Origin of the sequence: Pseudomonas sp. lyk4-R2A-10, from assembly GCF_030209075.1 — a bacterium.
Classification (GTDB): Bacteria; Pseudomonadota; Gammaproteobacteria; order Pseudomonadales; family Pseudomonadaceae; genus Aquipseudomonas; species Aquipseudomonas glycinae.
The window spans coordinates 12977-35248 of sequence record NZ_JARVSR010000016.1; the positions used below are offsets into that span (position 1 = coordinate 12977).

19 protein-coding genes are annotated in these 22272 nt (G+C 61.9%); 11 read left to right on the forward strand and 8 right to left on the reverse strand.

Annotation, left to right across the window (positions count from 1 at the left end; genetic code table 11):
* Nucleotides 1-66 precede the first annotated feature (66 nt).
* On the forward strand, nucleotides 67-1110 hold the full coding sequence (locus QRN46_RS26050; protein ID WP_007950451.1) for an LLM class flavin-dependent oxidoreductase: 1044 nt from the start codon (nucleotides 67-69) through the stop codon (nucleotides 1108-1110).
* Between the two features lie 75 nt (nucleotides 1111-1185).
* On the opposite strand, the gene QRN46_RS26055 is transcribed toward QRN46_RS26050, so the two are convergent.
* The gene (locus QRN46_RS26055; RefSeq protein ID WP_285358173.1) at nucleotides 1186-1632 is read right to left on the reverse strand and encodes a winged helix-turn-helix transcriptional regulator; all 447 of its coding nucleotides are present in this window, start codon (nucleotides 1630-1632) and stop codon (nucleotides 1186-1188) included.
* 184 nt (nucleotides 1633-1816) lie between these two features.
* Here QRN46_RS26055 and QRN46_RS26060 point away from each other — a divergent pair, with 184 nt between their 5' ends.
* The 6 genes from QRN46_RS26060 (at nucleotide 1817) to QRN46_RS26085 (ending at nucleotide 8232) form a co-directional block, all read left to right on the forward strand.
* Complete coding sequence (locus tag QRN46_RS26060; RefSeq protein ID WP_285358175.1) at nucleotides 1817-2635, forward strand: alpha/beta fold hydrolase; 819 nt, start codon at nucleotides 1817-1819, stop codon at nucleotides 2633-2635.
* A 259-nt stretch (nucleotides 2636-2894) separates the two neighbouring features.
* Nucleotides 2895-4202, forward strand: a complete 1308-nt coding sequence (locus tag QRN46_RS26065; protein ID WP_285358177.1) for a flavin-containing monooxygenase — start codon at nucleotides 2895-2897, stop codon at nucleotides 4200-4202.
* A 58-nt stretch (nucleotides 4203-4260) separates the two neighbouring features.
* Nucleotides 4261-4677, forward strand: a complete 417-nt coding sequence (locus tag QRN46_RS26070; RefSeq protein ID WP_007950460.1) for a RidA family protein — start codon at nucleotides 4261-4263, stop codon at nucleotides 4675-4677.
* Nucleotides 4678-4704: 27 nt separating this feature from the next.
* A complete protein-coding gene (locus tag QRN46_RS26075; RefSeq protein WP_285358180.1) occupies nucleotides 4705-5382 on the forward strand; it encodes a DUF1028 domain-containing protein in 678 nt (225 codons plus the stop codon).
* A complete protein-coding gene (argE, locus tag QRN46_RS26080) occupies nucleotides 5379-6527 on the forward strand; it encodes an acetylornithine deacetylase (protein ID WP_285358182.1) in 1149 nt (382 codons plus the stop codon). Before QRN46_RS26075 ends, argE begins: the two co-directional genes overlap by 4 nt.
* A 289-nt stretch (nucleotides 6528-6816) precedes the next feature.
* On the forward strand, nucleotides 6817-8232 hold the full coding sequence (locus QRN46_RS26085) for a purine-cytosine permease family protein (protein ID WP_285358184.1): 1416 nt from the start codon (nucleotides 6817-6819) through the stop codon (nucleotides 8230-8232).
* A 71-nt stretch (nucleotides 8233-8303) separates the two neighbouring features.
* Here QRN46_RS26085 and QRN46_RS26090 read toward each other — a convergent pair whose 3' ends face one another.
* Complete coding sequence (locus QRN46_RS26090) at nucleotides 8304-8801, reverse strand: winged helix-turn-helix transcriptional regulator (RefSeq protein WP_207983034.1); 498 nt, start codon at nucleotides 8799-8801, stop codon at nucleotides 8304-8306.
* Nucleotides 8802-8900: 99 nt separating this feature from the next.
* Between QRN46_RS26090 and QRN46_RS26095 the strand changes: the two genes are divergently transcribed.
* Nucleotides 8901-9539, forward strand: a complete 639-nt coding sequence (locus QRN46_RS26095; protein WP_011334648.1) for a cysteine hydrolase family protein — start codon at nucleotides 8901-8903, stop codon at nucleotides 9537-9539.
* Complete coding sequence (locus QRN46_RS26100; RefSeq protein ID WP_011334649.1) at nucleotides 9536-11101, forward strand: aldehyde dehydrogenase (NADP(+)); 1566 nt, start codon at nucleotides 9536-9538, stop codon at nucleotides 11099-11101. The genes QRN46_RS26095 and QRN46_RS26100 overlap by 4 nt, the downstream gene beginning before the upstream one ends.
* Nucleotides 11102-11147: 46 nt before the next feature.
* Here the strand turns inward: QRN46_RS26100 and QRN46_RS26105 are convergent, their stop codons facing one another.
* Both QRN46_RS26105 and ptrR read right to left on the reverse strand, forming a co-directional pair.
* Nucleotides 11148-11810: a M24 family metallopeptidase gene (locus QRN46_RS26105; RefSeq protein ID WP_011334650.1), complete on the reverse strand. Its 663-nt coding sequence runs from the start codon at nucleotides 11808-11810 to the stop codon at nucleotides 11148-11150.
* A gap of 88 nt (nucleotides 11811-11898) precedes the next feature.
* Entirely contained in the window at nucleotides 11899-12780 is an 882-nt protein-coding gene (gene ptrR / locus QRN46_RS26110; protein WP_007950470.1) for a putrescine utilization regulator PtrR, read from the reverse strand.
* A gap of 103 nt (nucleotides 12781-12883) precedes the next feature.
* Between ptrR and QRN46_RS26115 the strand changes: the two genes are divergently transcribed.
* The gene (locus QRN46_RS26115; protein ID WP_201819182.1) at nucleotides 12884-14275 is read left to right on the forward strand and encodes an aldehyde dehydrogenase family protein; all 1392 of its coding nucleotides are present in this window, start codon (nucleotides 12884-12886) and stop codon (nucleotides 14273-14275) included.
* 49 nt (nucleotides 14276-14324) lie between these two features.
* Here the strand turns inward: QRN46_RS26115 and QRN46_RS26120 are convergent, their stop codons facing one another.
* Nucleotides 14325-15857: an MFS transporter gene (locus QRN46_RS26120; RefSeq protein ID WP_285358190.1), complete on the reverse strand. Its 1533-nt coding sequence runs from the start codon at nucleotides 15855-15857 to the stop codon at nucleotides 14325-14327.
* A 77-nt stretch (nucleotides 15858-15934) separates the two neighbouring features.
* Complete coding sequence (locus QRN46_RS26125; protein ID WP_285358192.1) at nucleotides 15935-16765, reverse strand: oxidoreductase; 831 nt, start codon at nucleotides 16763-16765, stop codon at nucleotides 15935-15937.
* A gap of 131 nt (nucleotides 16766-16896) precedes the next feature.
* On the opposite strand from QRN46_RS26125, the gene QRN46_RS26130 reads away from it, so the two are divergent.
* On the forward strand, nucleotides 16897-17802 hold the full coding sequence (locus QRN46_RS26130) for a LysR family transcriptional regulator (RefSeq protein WP_221614505.1): 906 nt from the start codon (nucleotides 16897-16899) through the stop codon (nucleotides 17800-17802).
* A 6-nt stretch (nucleotides 17803-17808) separates the two neighbouring features.
* Here QRN46_RS26130 and QRN46_RS26135 read toward each other — a convergent pair whose 3' ends face one another.
* Both QRN46_RS26135 and ydiJ read right to left on the reverse strand, forming a co-directional pair.
* Nucleotides 17809-18978, reverse strand: coding sequence for an acetyltransferase domain-containing protein (locus QRN46_RS26135; protein WP_285358460.1), 1170 nt, complete (start codon nucleotides 18976-18978; stop codon nucleotides 17809-17811).
* 115 nt (nucleotides 18979-19093) lie between these two features.
* The gene (gene ydiJ / locus QRN46_RS26140; RefSeq protein ID WP_285358195.1) at nucleotides 19094-22123 is read right to left on the reverse strand and encodes a D-2-hydroxyglutarate dehydrogenase YdiJ; all 3030 of its coding nucleotides are present in this window, start codon (nucleotides 22121-22123) and stop codon (nucleotides 19094-19096) included.
* Nucleotides 22124-22272: the final 149 nt, after the last annotated feature.

The window sequence follows — 22272 nt, forward strand, 5'->3', positions numbered from 1 at the left end:
CCGCACGATTGCACTTAAACAGGCCGGCAAGCGACCGGCCGACCACAAGAGATTCGAGGTAGCGTCATGAAATTTTCCCTGTTCGTACACATGGAACGCTGGGACGAAAGCGTCAGCCACCGTCAACTGTTCGAAGACCTGACCGAACTGACGTTGATGGCCGAGGCCGGCGGTTTCAGCACCGTGTGGATCGGCGAACACCACGCGATGGAATACACCATCTCGCCGAGCCCGATGCCGCTGCTGGCCTACCTCGCGGCCAAGACCACCACCATTCATTTGGGCGCCGGCACCATCATCGCGCCGTTCTGGCACCCGCTGCGGGTCGCCGGTGAATGCGCCTTGCTCGACGTGATCAGCAACGGCCGGATGGAAGTCGGTCTGGCGCGTGGTGCCTATCAAGTGGAATTCGATCGCATGGCCGGCGGCATGCCTGCCTCCAGCGGCGGTCAGGCGCTACGGGAAATGGTTCCGGTGGTCCGCGCGCTGTGGCAAGGCGACTACGCCCACAATGGCGAGATCTGGAAATTCCCCACCTCCACCAGCGTGCCGAAACCGATCCAGAAGCCCAATCCGCCGATGTGGATCGCCGCCCGCGACCCGGACTCGCACAACTTCGCCGTGGCCAACGGCTGCAACGTGATGGTCACGCCGCTGATGAAGGGCGACGAAGAAGTCCTAGACCTGAAGAACAAGTTCCAGACTGCGCTGGACAACAATCCGGATGTACCGCGTCCGCAATTGATGGTGCTGCGTCATACCCACGTGCACTCGGCGGATGACCCGGAAGGCTGGAAGGTGGGCGCCAAGGCGATTTCACGTTTCTATCGCACGTTCGATGCCTGGTTCGGCAACAAGGAGGTGCCAGTGAACGGCTTCCTGGCACCGAGCCCGGAAGAGAAGTTTGCCGGGCGTCCGGAGTTTGAGCTGGAGAGCCTGCACAAGACCGCGATGATCGGCACACCGGAAGAGATCATTCCGCGGATCAAGTACTACCAGGAACTGGGGGTGGATGAGTTCAGTTTCTGGTGCGACAACAGCTTGCCGCATGCGGAGAAGAAGAAATCGCTGGAGCTGTTTATCAAGCATGTGGTGCCGGCGTTTCGTTAAATACGCCAAGCGCCCCTGAATGCACAGCGCCCCGAACAGAACGTCGGGGCGCTTTTTTTTCGTCTGACGCAGGTGTCAGTACGCAGTAGAAGTTGTCGCGATATCTTCCGGCGCCAACTGGCGACCATCGGCCGATAGCAGCTCCAGTTTCCTGATCGGCTTTCGCTTCTGCGCATCGACCATCACAGAGCCCGACTCGCCCGGCTCGAACATGAACTCGCCACCCCACTGCGACAATGCAACGATCACGGTTTGCAACGCCCGGCCTTTTTCAGTCAGCACGTACTCCTTGTAAGCGCTGCCATCGGACGCCGGCACCAGCCGCAGGATGTCACGCTCCACCAGCCCTTTGAGCCGGGTGCTTAACATGTTCTTGGCGATTCCCAGGCTCTTCTCGAAATCGCTGAAACGACTGATGCCTTCCAGCGCGTCGCGGATGATCAGCAGCGACCACCAGTCACCGATCAGGTCGAGTGTCCGGGCGATCGGGCAGGCATTGCCCGCAAGGCTTTTGCGTTTCATTCAGCGCTCTCCAGCAAAACGGTCATCAAATCGTGGTTGCATCTTACAACTCTGACGCCCGCAGGCGTCTACGCTGATCGGCTGGCGAAACTTAGCACCTGCGTACAAGTAGACCAGACGCTTAACCGCGATAGTCAGCGATGCCATCCCGGCAACCACACACGCCCCGACACAAGGAGTTTTCATGAGCACCTTCACGACCCAAGACGGCACCGAGATCTATTTCAAGGACTGGGGCAGCGGCAAGCCCGTGCTGTTCAGCCACGGCTGGCCGCTGGATGCCGATATGTGGGAATACCAGATGGAATACCTGAGCAGTCGTGGCTATCGCACCATCGCCTTCGACCGCCGCGGCTTCGGCCGCTCCGAGCAGCCGTGGACCGGCTACGACTACGACACCTTCGCCGATGACATCGCGCAACTGATCGAACACCTGGATCTGCGCGACGTGACCCTGGTCGGCTTCTCCATGGGCGGCGGCGATGTCAGCCGCTACATTGCGCGCCACGGCAACGAACGCGTTGCCGGGCTGGTGTTGTTGGGCGCGGTGACGCCGCTGTTCGGCAAGAAGCCGGACTTTGCTGAGGGCGTCGACAAGTCGGTGTTCGACGGTATCAAGGCTGGTCTGCTGAAGGACCGCGCGCAGTTCATCGCTGACTTCAACGCTCCGTTCTACGGCACCAACCAGGGCCAGAAAGTCTCCGACGGCGTGCTGACCCAAACCCTGAACATCGCGCTGTTGGCCTCGCTCAAAGGCACCGTGGATTGTGTCACCGCCTTCTCGGAAACCGACTTCCGCCCGGACATGGCGAAAATCGATGTGCCGACCCTGGTGATTCACGGCGATGGCGATCAGATCGTCCCGTTTGAAACCACCGGCAAACAAGCGGCTGCGCAAATCAAGGGCGCTGAGCTGAAAGTCTACGCAGGCGCGCCGCACGGCTTTGCGGTGACCCATGCGCAGCAATTGAATGAAGACCTGCTGGCGTTTCTTGATCGCTGAGTCCTGCTGATCTGAACGCGCCTTGAAAAGGGCCGTCGACAACCCTGTCGGCGGTCCTTTTTTTTGTTGTCCCGGTTTTCAGTGCCAGGGCGAAGCCCCGTGTTTACGGGGCTTTCAGGCCTCTGCATCACGTTTTTATCTTCACATGCCAGCTTAATAATATTTTACCGATAACCACCCCCTCCCTAGTCTGATCCCAAGCACAGAGAACAGGTCGACAGCGACCTGAATCCAACGGCCTCGTGAGAAGGGATCAGAGATGACCACTGAAATAATAAAAACAGACACGCTTGTTGTCGGCGCCGGTCAAGCGGGTGTGGCCATGAGTGAACACCTGAGCAAACTCGGGGTGCCGCACCTGGTGCTGGAGCGCAGCCGCATTGCCGAACGCTGGCGCACCGGGCGCTGGGATTCGCTGGTGGCCAACGGTCCGGCGTGGCACGACCGCTTTCCGGGGATGGAATTCGATGATGTCGATCCGGACGGTTTCGCCCACAAGGAACGCGTCGCCGACTACTTCGAAGCCTATGCGAAGAAATTCAATGCGCCGATCCGCACCGGCGTCGATGTGAAAAGCGTGGTGCGCAATGTCGGGCGTCCGGGCTTCACCGTCGAGACCTCCGAGGGCGTGATCGAAGCGGCCCACGTCGTCGCCGCCACCGGCCCGTTCCAGCGTCCGGTGATCCCGCCGATTGCGCCGAAAGATGAGCGCCTGCTGCAGATTCACTCGGCCGACTATCGCAACCCGCAGCAACTGCCGGCCGGCGCAGTGCTGGTGGTCGGCGCCGGTTCGTCGGGCGTACAGATCGCCGATGAATTGCAGCGCTCGGGCAAGCAGGTTTACCTCTCGGTCGGCGCCCACGACCGCCCTCCCCGCGCTTACCGCAACCGTGATTTCTGCTGGTGGCTGGGCGTGCTCGGCGAGTGGGATCAAGCCGCTATGAAACCCGGCCGCGAGCACGTGACCATCGCCGTCAGCGGCGCCCACGGTGGCCGCACCATCGACTTCCGTGGCCTGGCCCATCGCGGCATGACCCTGGTCGGCGTCACCGAATCGTTCAGCAACGGCGTGGTGACCTTCAAACAGGACCTGCGCGACAACCTCAAGCGTGGCGACGAGAACTACCTCGCACTGCTGGATGCCGCCGACGCCTACATCGAACGCAACGGCCTCGATCTACCGCTGGAACCGGAAGCCCGCGAAACGTATCCGGATCCTGAATGCGTGAAAAACCCGCTGGCCGATCTCGATCTGGCCGCCGCCGGTATCACCTCGATCATCTGGGCCACCGGGTTTGCCGTGGACTATTCGTGGCTGAAAGTCGCCGCTTTCGACGACAACGGCAAGCCGCAACATCAGCGCGGTGTGTCCAGTGAATCGGGCGTGTATTTCCTCGGCTTGCCGTGGCAATCGCGACGCGGCTCGTCGTTCATCTGGGGCGTGTGGCACGACGCCAAATACGTGGCCGATCACATCGCCACTCAGCGCAAATACCTGGCCTATCGCGATGCCGAACAACGCGAAGCCGCGCTGCACAACCACGCTGTCGACACCGTCGACGCTTGATTTCCCTCTTCAATCCCGGCGCCCATCGCGCCGGGCCCGATTTCGTCAGGAGCCGCACATGAGTCAGCCAACCCACACCCGCATCCGCATGTTCAACACCAAGGACACCTACCCGAACCAGACCCTGGATAACGATCTGTGCCAGGCGGTGCGCGCCGGCAATACCGTGTATGTCCGTGGTCAGGTCGGGACCAATTTCGACGGTGAACTGGTCGGCCTCGGCGACCCGCGCGCGCAGACCGAACAGGCCATGCGCAACGTCAAGCAACTGCTCGAAGAGGCCGGCAGCGACCTCAGCCATATCGTCAAGACCACCACTTACCTGATCGACCCACGCTACCGCGAGCCGGTGTACCAGGAAGTCGGCAAATGGCTGAAAGGCGTGTTTCCGATCTCCACCGGGCTGGTGGTGTCGGCTTTGGGTCAGCCGCAGTGGCTGATGGAGATTGATGTGGTTGCGGTGATTCCCGAGTAATTCGACCTTAGCGAAAGGAGGCCACACATGACATTTTCCATCGCCGCCCGTTGCCCCGAAACCGGCCAGTTCGGCATCGCCATCAGTTCCTCCAGCATCGCCGTCGGCGCCCGCTGCCCTTGGTTGTTGCCGGGTGTTGGCGCGGTGTCGAGCCAGAACATCACCCTGCCGTCGCTCGGTCCGGAAGTGCTCGCTTTGATGGAGCAAGGCCTGGCACCCGAGGCTGCACTGGACAAGGTGCTGACCCGCAACGGCTACAGTCAGTACCGGCAGATCACGGCGATCAATCACCTCGGCCAGACCGCGCATTTCAGCGGCGCGCAGACCCTCGGCGTGCACAACGCCGTGTCCGGCGAGCAATGCGTGGCGGCGGGCAACATGCTCGCCGGGCGCTCGGTGATCGAAGCCATGGTCAGCGCGTTCGAAGAAGGCGAAGGGCAACTGGCCGATCGCCTGATCAAGGCCTTGCACGCCGCCCAGTCCTTGGGTGGTGAAGCAGGTCCGGTGCATTCGGCAGCGGTGGTCGTGGTGGGTGAACTGACCTGGCCCATCGTCAACCTGCGGGTGGACTGGGCCGATGCAGACCCGATCGGCCAATTGCAAAAACTCTGGGACGCCTATTGCCCGCAGCTTCAGGACTACATCGACCGCGCCCTCGATCCGGCCAAGGCGCCGGGTTATGGAGTTGCCGGAGACGACCGATGAGCGACAGCGTCGCGTTGCTCAAGACGCTGGTGGAGTTCGACACCACCAGCCGCGAGTCCAACCTGCAATTGATCGACTTCGTGCGCAGCTACCTCGAAGGTTTCGATGTGCCGTGCGAGCTGATCTACAACGATGAGCGCAGCAAGGCCAATCTGTTCGCCACGATCGGCCCGGCCGATCAACCGGGCATCGTGTTGTCGGGGCACACCGATGTGGTGCCCGCCGATGGCCAGCCGTGGACGCTGCCGCCGTTCGAACTCAGCGAGCGCGACGGCAAGCTTTACGGTCGTGGCACCGCAGACATGAAAGGCTACATCGCCTGCGTGCTGGCGCTGCTGCCGTCGTTGATCGAAGCACCGCTGCGCCTGCCGGTGCACATTGCCCTGTCGTACGACGAAGAAGTCGGCTGCCTCGGTGTGCGCTCGCTGCTCAAGGTGCTGGAGCAACGTCCGGTCAAACCGCTGCTGTGCATCATCGGCGAGCCGACCGAGCTCAAACCGGTACTTGGGCACAAGGGCAAACTGGCTGTGCGCTGCGATGTCCAGGGTCATGCCTGTCACTCGGCCTACGCGCCGCTCGGAGTGAACGCCATCGAGTGCGCCGCCGAGCTGATCGGCGAGCTCGGACGTATCGGCCGGCAGCTCAAGGACGAACACGTCGATCCGCGTTTCGACCCGCCGTATTCCACGGTGCAAACCGGCGTAATCGGCGGTGGCAAGGCGTTGAACATCGTCCCCGCCGATTGCCGTTTCGACTTCGAAATCCGCGCCCTGCCCTCGCAGGATCCGGCGCTTGTCGCCCAGCAACTCAAGGCCTACGCCGAACAGCAAATGCTGCCGCGCATGCGGGCCGTCAGCGAGCAGAGCGATATCCGGTTCAGCGAACTGTCGGCGTATCCGGGGCTGGCGACGGATGCCCGGAGCCAGGCTGCCGAATTGATTGCCACGTTCTGTGGTTCGGACGATTTCGGTACTGTTGCGTTTGGGACCGAAGGTGGCTTGTTTGACGCAGTGGGGATTCCCACGGTGGTGTGCGGCCCCGGCAGCATGGATCAGGGCCACAAGCCGGACGAGTTCGTCAGCGTCGATCAGCTCACGGCCTGCGATGAGATGCTGCAACGGATGCTGGCGTCTATTCGCCTTTGAAAGACCGGTCTGGCTGCCGGATTCAAATCCGCAGCCGAGCCGCAATAACACCGACAGACAGCTGCTCCAATGGAGGTCAGCTGCGTTGTCGTTCATGGTGCTGAAACACCCGAGACAGAGCGTTTTCAGCTGACCGGAGAGCCTCGTTTTTTTAACGCCTGAAGCAACAAAACTACTAATTTATCTCTCCCCTTTCCTTGCCCATGATCAACCCCAACAAGAAATGCGCCGTCCGTGCCGGCGCTCACTGAAGTACGTCCACGTACTCGTCCTTGCCTTGGAGTTCGTCATGGCCACCTCTGCAACAACGTCCGCACCGCTCATTGAGAAACACACGATCGGCTATGTGCCGCCCGAAGATCGCCACGGAAAGGTTCGGGATCTGTTCACCCTCTGGTTCGGCGGCAATATCGCGCCGTTGCCCATCGTCACCGGCGCCCTCGGCGTGCAGCTGTTTCACCTGAATCTGGTGTGGGGCATCGTCGCCATTCTGGTTGGCCATCTGGTCGGCGGTGTGCTGATGGCGCTGCACTCGGCGCAGGGCCCGCAGATGGGCATTCCGCAGATGATCCAGAGCCGCGCGCAGTTCGGCTCCCTCGGCGCGCTGCTGGTGGTGTTGATTGCCGGCGTCATGTACATCGGCTTCTTCGCCTCCAACATCGTGCTGGCCGGCAAGTCGCTGCATGGCGTGGTCGACAGCGTTCCGGTGCCGGTCGGCATCCTCATCGGCGCGCTGGGTTCGGGGATCATCGGGATCATCGGGTACCGCTTCATCCACGTGCTCAACCGCATCGGCACCTGGGTCTTGGGGATCGGCATCGTGGTCGGCTTCGGCTACATCCTCACCCACATCCAGACCGATGATTTCCTCACACGCGGCAGCTTCAACCTCTCGGGCTGGCTGGCAACTGTGTCGCTGGCAGCGCTGTGGCAGATCGCGTTTGCGCCGTACGTCTCGGACTACTCGCGTTACCTGCCAGCGAATGTGCCGGTGGCAGCGACCTTCTGGACGACCTATCTGGGTTCGGCGCTAGGTTCGAGCCTGTCGTTCGTGTTCGGCGCCGTCGCCGTGCTGGCAACGCCAGTGGGTATGGACACCATGGACGCGGTGAAACTCGCCACCGCCGCCATCGGCCCGCTGATGCTGGTGCTGTTCCTGCTCAGCGTGATCAGCCACAACGCCCTCAACCTGTATGGCGCGGTGCTGTCGCTGATCACCCTGGTGCAGACTTTCGCTTACCGCTGGATCCCGACCGCCAAGAGCCGCGCCGTGATTTCGATCATCGTCCTGCTGGCCTGCTGCTTCGCTGCGGTCGGCGCCTCGGCAGACTTCATCGGCCACTTCGTCGACATGGTGCTGGTGTTGTTGGTCGTACTGGTGCCGTGGACCGCGATCAACCTGATCGACTTCTACGCCATCCACAAAGGCCAGTACGACATCGGCTCGATCTTCCAGGTCGACGGCGGCATCTACGGCCGTTACAACCCGCAGGCCTTGCTGGCTTACGCGATCGGTATCGCGGTGCAGATTCCGTTCATGAACACGCCGCTGTACGTCGGGCCCGTGTCGGCGCACATCAACGGCGCGGACCTGTCGTGGCTGGTTGGCCTGCTGGTGACCTCTCCGCTGTATTTCTGGCTGGCGACTCGTGACAGTGCTTATCGTCGGCGGCTGACTTCCGGAAAACTGGCGAACAATCTGTAAGTCATCCGTTTTGCGCTGACACGCGAAGGCCCTCGCAAATGAGGGCCTTTTTTTGTTTTGGATGGAGCCGTCTATTTAGCTTTGAACGCCTCACGCCGCGCCTGTCGTTCGGCGGCGTACGCCTCTTGCGGCTGGCTGATCAGATCCTCACGGCGCAACACTTCACCGCAGTGATCGCACAACGGCCCGAGTCCGGCGCTGTGGTTGCAGTTCTTGTGGGTCATGTTCACCGCCAGCCCTTCCTCCGGCGACTTGCACCAGGTCTCGCCCCAGGCACGTAACGCAATCACCACCGGGTAAAACGCCTCGCCCTTTGCAGTGAGGTGGTACTCGTAGCGTTTCGGCCGCTCGTTGTACAAGCGACGCTCGACCAGTCCGTCCGCCTCCAGACTTTTCAGACGGGCGGCGACCATCTGCGGCGTGCCGCCGGTCTGCGCCAGGATCTCGTCATAGCGGTGGCTGCCCATGAACAATTCGCGCAAAACCAGCACCGTCCAGCGGTCGCCGACGATCGACTCGGCCCGGGAAATCGGGCACAGCGTGTCGGGAAGACTATCGTTTACAGCCATCAGGGCTTGCCTCTTTCACAGTTACTATGATTATCATATTAACACGATGCGGGAACAAGCCCTGAGCATCGATCACTCTCATTGCCGGAGTACATCGTCATGTCGAAACCTCTTTATCCGCTCGACAGAACCGCCTACCTGCTGGTCGATCCGTACAACGATTTTCTCTCCGACGGCGGCAAGATCTTTCCGCTGCTCAAACCGATGGCCGAGCAGAACGGCTTGCTCGACAACCTGCGCAAACTCGACCGCGCCGTGCGGGCCCTGCCGATTCCGGTCGTCATCGTACCGCATCACCGCTGGGTAAAAGGTGACTACGAGAACTGGGATCACCCCACCCCGACCCAACAAAAGATCATGCACATGCACCACTTCGCGCGCGGCGAATGGGGCGGTGAATGGCACCCGGATTTCGCGCCGAAGGACGGCGACATTGTGGTTCAGGAACACTGGGGCTCCAGCGGTTTCGCCAACACCGACCTGGACTTTCGCCTGAAACAGCAAGGCATCACCCACGTGATCATTGTCGGCCTGCTGGCCAACACCTGCATCGAAGCCACCGCCCGCTACGCGTCGGAACTCGGTTACCACGTCACTCTGGTACGGGATGCGACCGCCGCGTTCAAAGAGGAAATGATGCACGCCGCCCATGAACTCAACGGTCCGACGTTCGCCCATGTCATCACCACTACAGACGAACTGATCGCCAACCTTCAGTCGCAAGGTGACGCAAAATGACTCTGACCGGCCACCTGCTGATCGGCGCCGCTGACGTCCCCGCTACCGAGGGCACGATGAAGGCGCTGAACCCGGCAACCAACCAATTGCTCGAACCGGAATTCGCCCTCGGCGGTGCGTCGCAGATCGATCAGGCGGCAACCCTCGCTGATGCGGCCTTCGACAGCTACAGCCACACCTCGCTGGCCGAGCGTGCGGCGTTTCTGGAAAGCATCGCCGACAACCTCGACGCCGTCCGTGAGGAGCTGGCCGCCCGCGCCGCACTGGAAACCGGCCTGCCCCAGGCACAACTGGAGGGCGAAGCCGCCAAGGCCGCCACCCAGTTCCGCCAGTTCGCCGACGTGGTGCGCAAGGGTCGCTTCCTGCAATTGGCGATCGACCCGGCGCAACCCGATCGCCAGCCGCGGCCACGGATGGATCATCGCCTGCAAAAAGTCGCCATCGGCCCGGTGGCGATCTTCGGAGCAAGCAATTTTCCGATCTCCTATTCAGTGGCCGGCGGTGACACCGCGTCGGCACTCGCGGCCGGTGCAACGGTGATTCTCAAGGCGCATAACGCGCATCCCGGTGCCTCGGAAATCCAGGCGCGCGCCATCCGTAAAGCGGTGCAAATGCACGGTCTGCACGAAGGGGTTTTCTCCATGGTGCGCGGTGGTGGCAATGCCATCGGTGAGGCGCTGGTCGATCATCCTTTGATTAAAGCGGTGACGTTCACCGGTTCAGAGGTGGGCGGCATGGCGCTTTATCGTCGCGCGCAATTACGGCCTGATCCGATCCCGGTGTTCACCGAAATGACCAGCGTCAACCCGACGTTCATTCTGCCCGCAGCGCTGTCCGCGCGTGGCGGTGAAATCGGCGATGGCTTTGTCGAGCGGATGCTGGTGAATGTCGGGCAGGCCTGTCTGTGTCCGTCGATCCTGATCGCGGTCGAGGGCGAAGGTCTGCAAGCGTTACGCAGCGCCATGATCAAGCGGGTCAGTGCAGCGTCGGCGCGTACGATGCTGACGCCGGGGATTCACGGTTCATACGTCAAAGGGCTGGTGGCAATGGAAAGCGTGGGGGCCAATCTGGTGGCGGTCGGCGCGCCGGCGGATGGTCAGTTTGAGGGACGCTCGGCGTTGTTGGAAGTTGACGGCCAAGGCCTGCTCAGCGAACCGGCGCTGGCCCATGAAGTGTTCGGTCCGGCGGCGCTGTTGGTAACGGTCAGGGATGATGAAGAGTTGCTGGCGGTCGCCCGTTCGTTCAAGGGTCAACTGAGCGCAGCCATTCACCTTGAAGACCGCGATCTGGATCTGGCCCGGCGTCTGCTACCGATCCTCGAGCGCCGCACCGGACGCATCGTGGTCAACGCTTTCGCCCATCCGCAGGAAGTGACCTTCGCCACCGTACACGGCGGGCCGTTCCCGGCCACCTCGGACAGCCGTTTCACCTCGGTCGGCATGACCTCGATCGAGCGCTTTTTGCGGCCGGTGGCGTATCAGGGCTTTCCCGATGCATTACTGCCGGAGGTGTTGCGCGACGCCAATCCACTCGATCTGCCCCGCAGCATCGACGGCCAATAAAAAATGCCCGGTTCGGCGGATCACCGAATCGGGCATGCTTGTTCAATCAAATAAGCAGGTCCTCATAGAAAGCGCCGTACGGAAGCTCGGGGTGTTCGATCTGGATTTCCAGAATCCACACACCGGCATTCGGCGCCTGATCGAAGTCACCAAGATTGCCGCCGCGATAGATCGCGTGAGGGAAATCGCTGACCCGGTGGCCCTTGATGTCCAGGTTCAGTTTCCAACCCATCGCCTCGGCCTGATCGGTGGCGTAACGGTACAGCCCGACACCGGTCACGCCCTTGCGCCAGAAGGTTTCGACCTTGTCGAAGAGTTCTTTGGAGGCCGCCGCGCAAGCGACCATTTGTGGGTCGGAACCGGTGACATACGTCGCCCCGGCATCGCCTTCGTGACCTTCCCAGACCACGCCCATGTCGATGAAGAAAATGTCGTTCTCGCCCAGCACCGGATCGCCGTCGGAACGCTCCTTGAAGGTCTTCAGCGTGTTGGCGCCGAAGCGGATCAGCAGCGGATGCCAGATCCGGTCCATGCCCAGTTCGACGAGAATTTCCTTGCCCCGCGCATGGGCTTCAGATTCGCGCATACCGGGTTTGATCACCTTGGCGATCTCGTCCACGGCCTTCCAGGTCAACTGCTGGGCGTGGCGCATGGTTTCCAGCACAAAACGCTCACCTACCGCTTCTTTCCCGCTCAGGGCTGTGGTCATCGCTGATTCCTTCTGGCTAATCGCTTGCGCTGTATAGTTTTTTATATTGCGAAACAGGACGCCTAAGATACAACCATGACACAACGTGTCAATTCTCTTCTGCGCGCACCACACCGCGCTCTTCCAGCAAGCGCACAAACATGCTCAGACTGCGCGAAACCGTGCCCCGCCGCCATACCAGCCACGTCGTCAGATAGCGGAAATCCGACGCCAGCGGCCATACGCTGACCGTCGCGCAGCCGGGCATGCTTTGCAGCATGCTGCGTGGCATCAGGGCCAGGCCGGCGCCGGCACTGACACAGGCGAGCATGCCGTGATAAGACTCCATTTCGAAGATCTTGCCGGGCACGGCAGCATCGGTGCTGAACCATTTTTCGAAGTGATGGCGATAGGAGCAGTTCGAACGGAATGCATAGATGTTCTCGCCATTCACGTCCGCAGCGCGCTGGATCGGCCCGTGATGAAGTGGAGAGATGATGACCATTTCCTCTTCGAACGCCGGAATGCCTTCCAGCGCCGGATGCAGGACCGGGCCGTCGACGAACGCGGCCGCCAGGCGACCGGAAAGCACACCGTCGATCATCGTCCCGGACGGACCGGTCGACAGGTCCAGATCGACCTTGGGATGTTGCTGGTTATAGGTCGCCAGCAAACCGGGAATCCGCACCGCCGCCGTGCTTTCGAGCGAACCCAGCGGGAACGCCCCTTGCGGTTCCTCGCCGGCCACCGTGGCGCGGGCTTCCTGGACCAGGTCGAGAATGCGCCGCGCGTATTCAAGAAAACTCCAGCCGGCCGGCGACAGGCGCAAACGGCTTTTCTCGCGGATGAACAGGTCGACGCCTAGATCCTCCTCCAACTGCTTGATGCGCGTCGTCAGGTTCGACGGCACGCGATGGATCTGCGCCGCCGCAGCACTGATGCTGCCGTGCTCGGCAACGGCCTTGAAGATTTCCAGTTGCACCAGATCCACAGTCATTCTCCAATCGTGAAAGAAACGCTCTTTATTATTCAGTTTCCAGAAACCAAACGCCACCCTACTCTGAGCGCATCCACTGACCTCGCAGGACGATGCCATGAGCCCGATTTCCAGCCAGACCCACGCCATCTCGATCAACCCCGCCACCGGCGAGCAGATCGGTCACTACGCGTTCGAATCCGCCGAAGCCCTCGACGCTGCACTGACCCGCGCCGCATTCGGCTTCAACAAGTGGAAACGCAAACCGCTGCAGGATCGCTCCCGCGCCCTGACCGCGCTGGCCGGCGCCCTGCGGGACAGCAGCGAAGCCATGGCGACCATGATCACCCGGGAAATGGGCAAGCCGATCGCCCAGGCCCGTGGCGAAATCGAGAAATGCGCCAAACTCTGCGAGTGGTACGCCGAACACGGCCCGGCCATGCTCAACGCCGAAGCGACGCTGGTCGAAGGCGGCAAGGCGCGCATCGAGTATCGTCCGCTCGGACCGATCCTCGCCGTGATGCCGTGGAACTTCCCGATCTGGCAGGTGCTGCGCGGCGCCGTCCCGGCGCTGATCGCCGGCAACACCTACGTGCTCAAGCATGCGCCGAACGTGATGGGCAGCGCCTATCTGTTGCGCGACGCCTTCACCCGCGCCGGTTTTGCCGATGGCGTGTTCGAAGTGATCAACGTCACCCCGGAAGGCGTGTCCAGCGCCATTGCTGATCCGCGCATTGCTGCCGTGACCCTGACCGGCAGCGTCCGTGCCGGCATGGCCATCGGCGCACAGGCCGGTGCCGCGCTGAAGAAATGTGTACTGGAACTGGGCGGCTCCGATCCGTTCATCGTGCTCAATGACGCCGATATCGACGAAGCTGTGCAAGCAGCCGTCATCGGTCGTTACCAGAACTCAGGGCAAGTCTGCGCCGCCGCCAAACGCCTGATCATCGAAGAAGGCGTGGTCGAAGAGTTCACCCGCAAATTCGTCGAAGCCACCCGTCAGTTGAAGATGGGTGATCCGTTGGCCGCCGACAATTACATCGGCCCGATGGCCCGTTTCGATCTGCGCGACGAGCTCGATCAACAAGTGCGCGACACCCTCGAAGAAGGCGCCACCCTACTGCTCGGTGGCGGCAAGGCCGAAGGCCCCGGCAATTACTACGAGCCGACCGTGCTGGCCGATGTCACCGACCGCATGACCTCGTTCAAACAGGAACTGTTCGGCCCGGTGGCCTCGATCATCACCGCCCGCGATTGCGCTCACGCCGTGGCCCTGGCCAACGACAGCGAGTTCGGTCTGACCGCCACGATCTACACCGCCAACGTCGCCCTGGCTCAGCAACTGACCAGCGAACTGGAAACCGGCGGCGTGTTCATCAACGGCTACTCCGCCAGCGACCCGCGCGTGACCTTCGGCGGCGTGAAGAAAAGCGGTTTCGGCCGTGAGCTGTCGCACTTCGGCGTGCGCGAGTTCTGCAATGCGCAGACGGTGTGGCTGGATCGCCGCTGATCCAATGAAAAGAAGCCCGGAAGCGTTTTGCGCTTCCGGGCTTCTTCATTTATGCCGCAGCCTGTTGGGGTTCCGACTCCGTCCGATCTTTGCTTAATAGCCCCAGCACCACAGCCGCCGACACCAGCGTGATGATCGTCAGGATGTGCAGCAGGTACTGAAACGCCGAAGCGTAACCTTGAACCAGACGCTCATTGGCCAGGCCCGGAACCGTGTTGATCGCATGGGCCATGTCACCGGTGGTTACCCGGTGCGCGGTCTCGGCAATCAGCGCTGCATCTGCACCGTTGGCCACAGCCTGCAGATCGGTATGCAGCAGCGAGGCAATAATCGCCGCCACGCTCGCCAGTGCTATCCCTTCACCCGCCACCCGCACCGTGTTGAAAATCCCGGCCGCCATTCCGGCGCGCTCTTTCGGCACCACGCTGACCGACAGTCCATCCATCAAGCCCCACGGCAGGCCCGCGCCGATCCCGATCAACACCATCGGCACCACCAGCGCGAATTTCGGCTCGCCGACGTTGTACAGGCTCAGCCAGTGCAGCCCCACGGCGGCAATCAAAAAACCCACGCCCGACAAGACTCCCGCCGAAACAAAACGAGTCATGGACGCCGCCAGCATCGGCACCACCAGCATCGGTGCCGAGAGCGCCAGCAACAGCAGACCGGCATCGATTTCACTCAAGCCTTCGACACCGATAAAGCGCAGCGGCAGCATGACCACCAGCACGATGTAGCAATAGCAGGTGCCGATCGGCAGCATCTGCACGCCGACGAAGCGCGGAAAGCGGAACAGCGTCAGATCGAGCATTGGACGTTTGACGCGCATTTCGATGCAGACGAACAGTGCCAGCAACAACGCCGAAGCACCCAACAGACCGACCACTAAAGGACTGCCCCAACCGCTTTCGGGCGCCTGGATCACACCGAACGTGAACAGCGCCAGCATCGAGCTGAACGTCACGGTACCCGGCCAGTCGAGACCGCTGGCGTCGGGGTCACGGGTTTCACGCATGCGCGGCAGGCCGAAGACCATCGCGATCACACCAATCAGCGCGGTAAACACAAAGATCGCGCGCCAGTTGAACGCCTCGATCAACGCCCCGGCCACCAGAGGTCCGAACGCGAGACCGATGCCAAACGTGGCGCCGAGCATGCTGTACGCACGAGTGCGCGCATGGCCTTCGAATTCCTGCGCCAACGCCGCCGAACCACTGGCCAGCGCCGCCGCACCGGCCACGCCCTGAATCGCCCGAAGCACATCCAGCCAGAACACCGAAGGCGCCAGGCTCTGGGCAATCGACGCTGCGGTGAATAACAGCATGCCGGCAGTGAACAGGCGCTTGCGTCCATAGACGTCGGCGAGCGCCCCGGCCGCCATCAGCAAACTGCCGAACGACAACATGAACGCATTGGTGATCCAGGTCAGCGCCACCGGGCTGCCGCCCAGGTCACGGCCGATGGCCGGCGTTGCCACCGCGCCACCGGTAAAACTTAACGGAAGGACCAGCGCCGACAGGCAAATGGCCGCGAGGATCAGCAGCTTTTCGCGCGCGCCCTGGTATTGGGAGACGGTTGTCATGGATTTCATCCAATGAATAGAAAACAAGGCTGCGATCAACAGAGCGCAGCCTGCGATGGCTTCAACGGAGGGTTACGTCAGTCCTTGAAATCCGTGGACAACGCCAGCTCATTCCACTCGGCCAACTCCTGCGCCACCAAGCGGTTCTTCGCCTCGATTCGCGCGACCGTGTCGCTGCCCAATGCCAGCCGCTGCGGCGGGTTCGGTGCGTTGACCAGCGCCAGCATCGCTTCGGCAAACTTCTGCGGATCACCCGGTTGCGCATGGTTGGCCGCTTCAGCAAAGGTGCGCATCTTGCCGACGGTTTCGTCGTAGTCCGGCAGCACCAATGCGGTCTTGACCAGCGACTGTTCGTCGAGGAAGTCAGTGCGGAAGAAGCCCGGTTCGACCACCGTGGCATGAATGCCCAGCGGCGCCAGTTCCTGATGCAGCGCTTCGCTGATTCCTTCCACTGCGAACTTGGTCGAGCCGTAGACACCCCAGCCCACGTAGGCCTGATAACCGCCAATCGACGAGATGTTGATGACCCGTCCGCTGCGCTGGATGCGCATGTGTGGCAGCACGGCGCGGGTGACGTTGAGCAGACCGAACACGTTGGTGGCGAACAGGCGCTCGGTTTCGCTGGCGCTGGTTTCTTCGACGGCACCCAACACGCCGAAGCCGGCATTGTTGATCAGCACGTCGATGCGACCGAAGCGCTTGATGCCTGCTGCCACCGCTTGGTGGGCTTCCTCTTCGCGGGTGACGTCCAGCCGCACGGCCAGCAGGTTCGGGTGATCGCCGAGGCAGTCGGTGATGTCTTGCGGGTTGCGGGCGGTGGCAATCACCGCGTCACCGGCACGCAGGGCCTGTTCAGCGATAAGGGTGCCAAAACCACGGGAAGCTCCGGTAATCAGCCAGGTACGCATATCAACTCCTCCTGTCGGTGACCCTGGCGAGATTGCCGGGGCCTTCTTGATGAGTTGAGTCGACTTTAAAGCCGTGCTACTGATGTGATAATCCCAACAAATTTGCATGACTTTGTGAAAGGCGTTCACAAATGAAAACCCCGTCCACGGCGGATCTGCCGATCTTTCTCTGCATCGCCCAGCACCTGAATTTCAGCCGTGCGGCGGTGGATCTGGGCCTGACACCGTCCGCGCTGAGTCATTCGTTGCGGGCTCTGGAAAATCGCCTAGGCGTGCGCCTGTTCAATCGCACCACCCGCAGTGTGGCGCTGACCGAAGCGGGCGAGCGGTTATACGCGCGGCTGAAACCGGCGTTTCGCGACATCGACGACGCCCTCGAAGACCTCAATCACTTTCGCGACAAGCCTTCCGGCAACCTGCGTATCACTGCCGGGCGCCAGGCCTGTGAGCTGGTGCTGCTGCCGATTGCCAGCGAGTTCTTGCAGGCTTATCCAGACATTCGCCTGGAAGTGGTCGAAAGCGATGCGCTGCTGGATATCGTCGCCTCCGGATTCGATGCAGGTGTACGCTTCGGCAATCGGCTGGAAGCTGACATGGTGTCGATGCCCATCGGACCGAATCTGCGTTCAGTGGTGGTCGGCGCACCCGGCTTTTTCGAACGACATCCCGCGCCACAGAAACCTGAAGATTTGCATGCCCTTCCCTGCATCCGACATCGGTTCCCGAGCGGTTCGATGTACCGCTGGGAATTCGAACGGGGTGGTATAGAACAGGAAATCGAGATCAACGGCCCGCTGACGCTGGGCGATGTCAGCCTGATGATCGGCCCGGCATTGCAGGGCTTGGGACTGGCCTATGTGTTCGAGGACATGGCCCGGGAACATCTGGCGAGCGGGCGGCTGGTACAGGTGCTGGCGGACTGGTGCCCGTACTATCCCGGGCTGCATCTGTATTACCCGAGTCGGCGCCACGTGCCGGCACCGCTCAAGGCGTTTATCGATTTCGCCCGCAATGCCCGCGAAGGCAAAACGGGCTAAGCCGCTTTACAAATACTTCAACCAGGCAATGTCACGGCGTCGGGCCTTCAGTGCCGAAAACCAGCGCACGGCCGGGAACAAAGCGGCCGCCAGCACCATCGCCGCCAGCCAAACCGCCGTCACCGACGAGAAACCGAAATAGGTGCCCTGATTGAGCCCGAACAGCGCCACGCCGATCAGGTACAGCACCTTCAGCGCATACAAGTGCAGCAGGTAAAAAAACATCGGTGCCGAACCGAACACCGTCAGCCAGCGAATCCAGCGTCGATCCTGCGCGCGCTCGAATACCAGCAACAGCAGTAGCCCGACACTCACCGTCAACGTGATGAACAACAGCGACGGCGGGTATTTGGTGATGTTGAAAAAACTCATCAGGGTTTGCAGGCTGTTGTCACTGATCGACCACGGTTTCTCGCCATAACCGTTGACCAGTCGCACTGCCACAAAGCCCAGCAACCCGGCGACACCACCGATCAACAAACGGCGCTGGCGCACGCCGGCATCGGCTGCGCGAGCGAACCACGGCCCCAGCGCGTAACCCAGCCCGATCACGCCGATCCACGGCAGCAACGGGTACGAGGTACGCAGACGCAAGGTCTCGCCCGCCTCGATCCAGCCGCGGTCATGCAGGATTGCCCACGGTACGTGCAGCGCCGACTCGGTTGCGAAGTGCAGCCCGTCGAGCAGGTTGTGCCCGGCGATGATCGTCAGGCTCAGCGTCAACAACAGCCAGCGTGGCAGCCAGACCAGCAGCGACAACGCGATCATGCTCAGGCCGATCGCCCAGATCACTTGCAGGTAGATCACGGTCGGTGGCAACTGGAACGTCCAGGCGAAATTCACCAGAGTGAATTCAAGCGCCACCAGAAACAGTCCGCGCTTGAACAAAAAGGCACTGACGTCAGCCTTGCCGTCGTACTTCTCGCCGAACAGCCACGCCGACAACCCGGTCAGCAACACGAACACCGGTGCGCACAGATGCGCCAGGGTACGGCTGAAGAACAGCGCCGGTTCCGTGCTGGCGATGTCCATCGGGTCAGTGACCTGACGATGCAGCAGAAAGGTTTCGCGCACGTGGTCCAGCAACATGAACAGAATGACCAGGCCACGCAGCGCATCAATGGACAGCAACCGGCCAGTCGCCGAGGGGGCAGAACGGGGAACCGCAATCGTCATGGAGGTATCGCAATCGAAAGGTTGATCGATGCGACCGCCCGAAAGCGGCCACATAATTTGCGTTACCTTATAACATGAAAAACCGATCCAATCGCTAGCGGTTCTCAAACAGCGATTACGCTGTACGCAGGATTTCCAGCACGACCTGCAACGGATGGCGCAACTGTCGATCGGCCTGGCGCTTGACCTGACTGCGGCAGGAATACCCGGTGGCCAGCGCCTCGCCCTTCTCCACCGGCGCCTCGATCTGCTTCGCCCAGGATTGCTCGTAAATCACTGCCGACGTCTCGCGATTGCGCGCTTCGTGTCCGTAAGTGCCGGACATGCCGCAGCAGCCGGTGGCCTGAGTCGCGAGCTTCAGGCCAACGCGCTCGAAAACCTGCTCCCATTGCCGGGTGGCGGCCGGGGCGTTGGTTTTTTCGGTGCAGTGCGCCAGCAGGCGGAAGGGTTCGGCGCGACGTTGATCGATTTGCTCCGGCATGACCTTGAGCAACCACTCCTGCACCAGCGCCACCTCCGGGCATTTCTCCATCCCCGGCACTTTCAGATACTCCTGGCGATAGACCAGGGTCATGGCCGGGTCGAGCCCCACCAACGGCACGCCGATCTCGGCCAGTGCGCGCAATTGCCCGGCATTGCGCAGCGCCGCGCGATTGAACGCCGACAGGAAGCCCTGCACATGCAGCGGCTTGCCGTTGGCACTGAACGGTGCCAGATAGACCTGATAGCCCAGTCGCGAAATCAGCTCGATCAGATCCGCCAACAATGGCGCCTCGAAATACCGGGTGAAGGCATCCTGCACCAGCACCACGCTGCGTTCGCGCTGGGCTGCAGACAGCGCCGACAACACCTCGACCGACGCCGGCTGAACCTGCCAGCGACGCATCGCCGCGTGGAAATCGAAACGGCTGAGCAACGGCACATCGACCATGCCGCCAAGGCGCTCGATCAAGCGCCGGCTGAACGAGGCGCCCATCACGCCGTTGTAGAGCAACGGAATCCGCGCCATGTACGGAATCGTGTACTCCAGCGAAGCGATCAGATAATCCCGCGCCGGCCGCAGATAACGGGTGTGGTACAGCTCGAGAAACCGCGAGCGGAAGTCCGGCACGTTCACTTTCACCGGGCACTGCCCCGCGCAGGATTTGCACGCCAGGCAGCCGGCCATGGCGTCGTAAACCTCGTGGGAAAAGTCCTGTTCCTGCGCACGGCTGTTGCGCCAGCGCTGGAGCAACGTGCTGAAAAACGGCGGACGGCGACTGGCATCGGCCAACACATCAACACCCGCCTCGCCCTGCAACCGCAGCCATTCGCGAATCAGCGAGGCGCGGCCTTTTGGCGATTGCGCACGCTGGCGGGTGGCTTTCCAAGACGGGCACATCGCATCGTCGGGATCGAAGTTGTAGCAGGCGCCGTTGCCGTTGCAGTGCATGGCCGCGCCATAGTCCTGCCAGACTTTTTCGTCGATCTGCCGATCGAGCTCGCCGCGCAGGGTCACTTCGTCGATCTTCAGCAATGCCGCGCCGGGAATATTCGGCGTGGCGATCTTGCCGGGGTTGAACTGGTTGAACGGATCGAACGCCGCCTTCAAGGCTTGCAGCGCCGGGTACAGTTCGCCGAAGAAGGCCGGCGCATATTCCGAGCGCAGACCCTTGCCGTGCTCGCCCCACAGCAGACCGCCGTAACGCTGGGTCAGCGCGGCGACGCCGTCCGACACCGGGCGCACCAATGCGGCTTGTTGCGGATCCTTCATGTCGAGAATCGGCCGTACGTGCAGCACGCCGGCATCGACGTGACCAAACATGCCGTACTGCAACTGGTGGCTGTCGAGCAGGTCGCGCAACTCGGCGATGTACTCGGCCAGGTGTTGTGGCGGCACGGCGGTGTCTTCGACAAACGGCTGTGGGCGCGCTTCACCGGCGACGTTGCCGAGCAGGCCCACCGCGCGTTTGCGCATGCCGTAGACGCGATTCACCGCCGCATGCCCGACGGCCAGCGTGTGGCCCAGGCGCTCGACCGTGGCGTCGGTGCCCAAGTGCTGGACGAAGGCCTCGACCCGGCGTTGCAGCTCCTCGGGATCGTCGCCGCAGAACTCCACCAGGTTGATCCCCAGCGTCGGCCGCTCGGCGCTTTCCGGGAAGTACTCGGCGACGCCATGCCAGACGATGTCCTGCATCGCCAGCAACAGCACTTTGGAGTCGACGGTTTCGATCGACAATGGCTTGAGCGCCATCAACGCCCGGGCATCGCGCAAGGCATCCATGAAGCCGGCGTAGCGAATGTTCACCAGCATCGTGTGCTTGGGGATCGGCAACACGTTGAGCTTGGCCTCGACCACAAACCCCAGCGAACCCTCGGCGCCGCACAGCACGCTGTTGAGGTTGAAACGATTGTCGGCCTCGCGCAGGTGCGCCAGGTCGTAGCCAGTCAGACAGCGGTTGAGATCGGGGAAGGTTTCCCGGATCAGCTCGCCCTGCTCATCGATGATCTGCCGCGCACAGCGATACACCTCGCCGGCCCGGCCCTCGCGGGCGCATTCCGCTGCCAGCTCGCTTTCTGCCAGCGGGCGGCCGTGCAAACGTTCGCCACCGCGCAGAACCATGTGCAGTTCCAGCACGTGGTCGCGGGTCTTGCCGTAGGTGCAACTGCCCTGGCCGCTGGCGTCGGTGTTGATCATGCCGCCGACGGTGGCCCGGTTCGAGGTCGACAGTTCCGGGGCGAAAAACAGCCCGGCGGATTTCAGCGCGGCGTTGAGTTGATCCTTCACCACACCGGCCTGTACCCGCACCCAACGCTGTTCAACGTTGATTTCGAGGATGCGGTTCATGTGCCGCGACAAGTCGACGACGATGCCGTCGGTCAACGACTGGCCGTTGGTGCCGGTGCCGCCACCGCGAGGCGTGATCACCACTTTCTGGTAAGCCGGTTCGGCGATCAGACGCGCCAGCAGCGCTACGTCGTCAGCGTCACGCGGGAACACCGCCGCTTGCGGCAAGCGCTGATAGATCGAGTTGTCAGTGGCGAGCACCACGCGGCTGGCGTAGTCGGCATTGATTTCGCCGCGAAAACCGCTGGTTTCAAGGGCTTTGAGAAACTGTTGGTAGTCGGTGTTCAACGCGGTGGAAGGCGACAGCTGGGCAATCATCGGGAGGGCAATCTCGGTCAAAAACGGGCCGTGTGGCGGTGAACAGTTGTGCGCAAGGAATGATTGCGTCACGCTCCCGCCATCTCATAGGCCTTATGTTCATTGCAGAGCGATGTCGGGACAACCGTAAAATCGACCCGCAATCCATG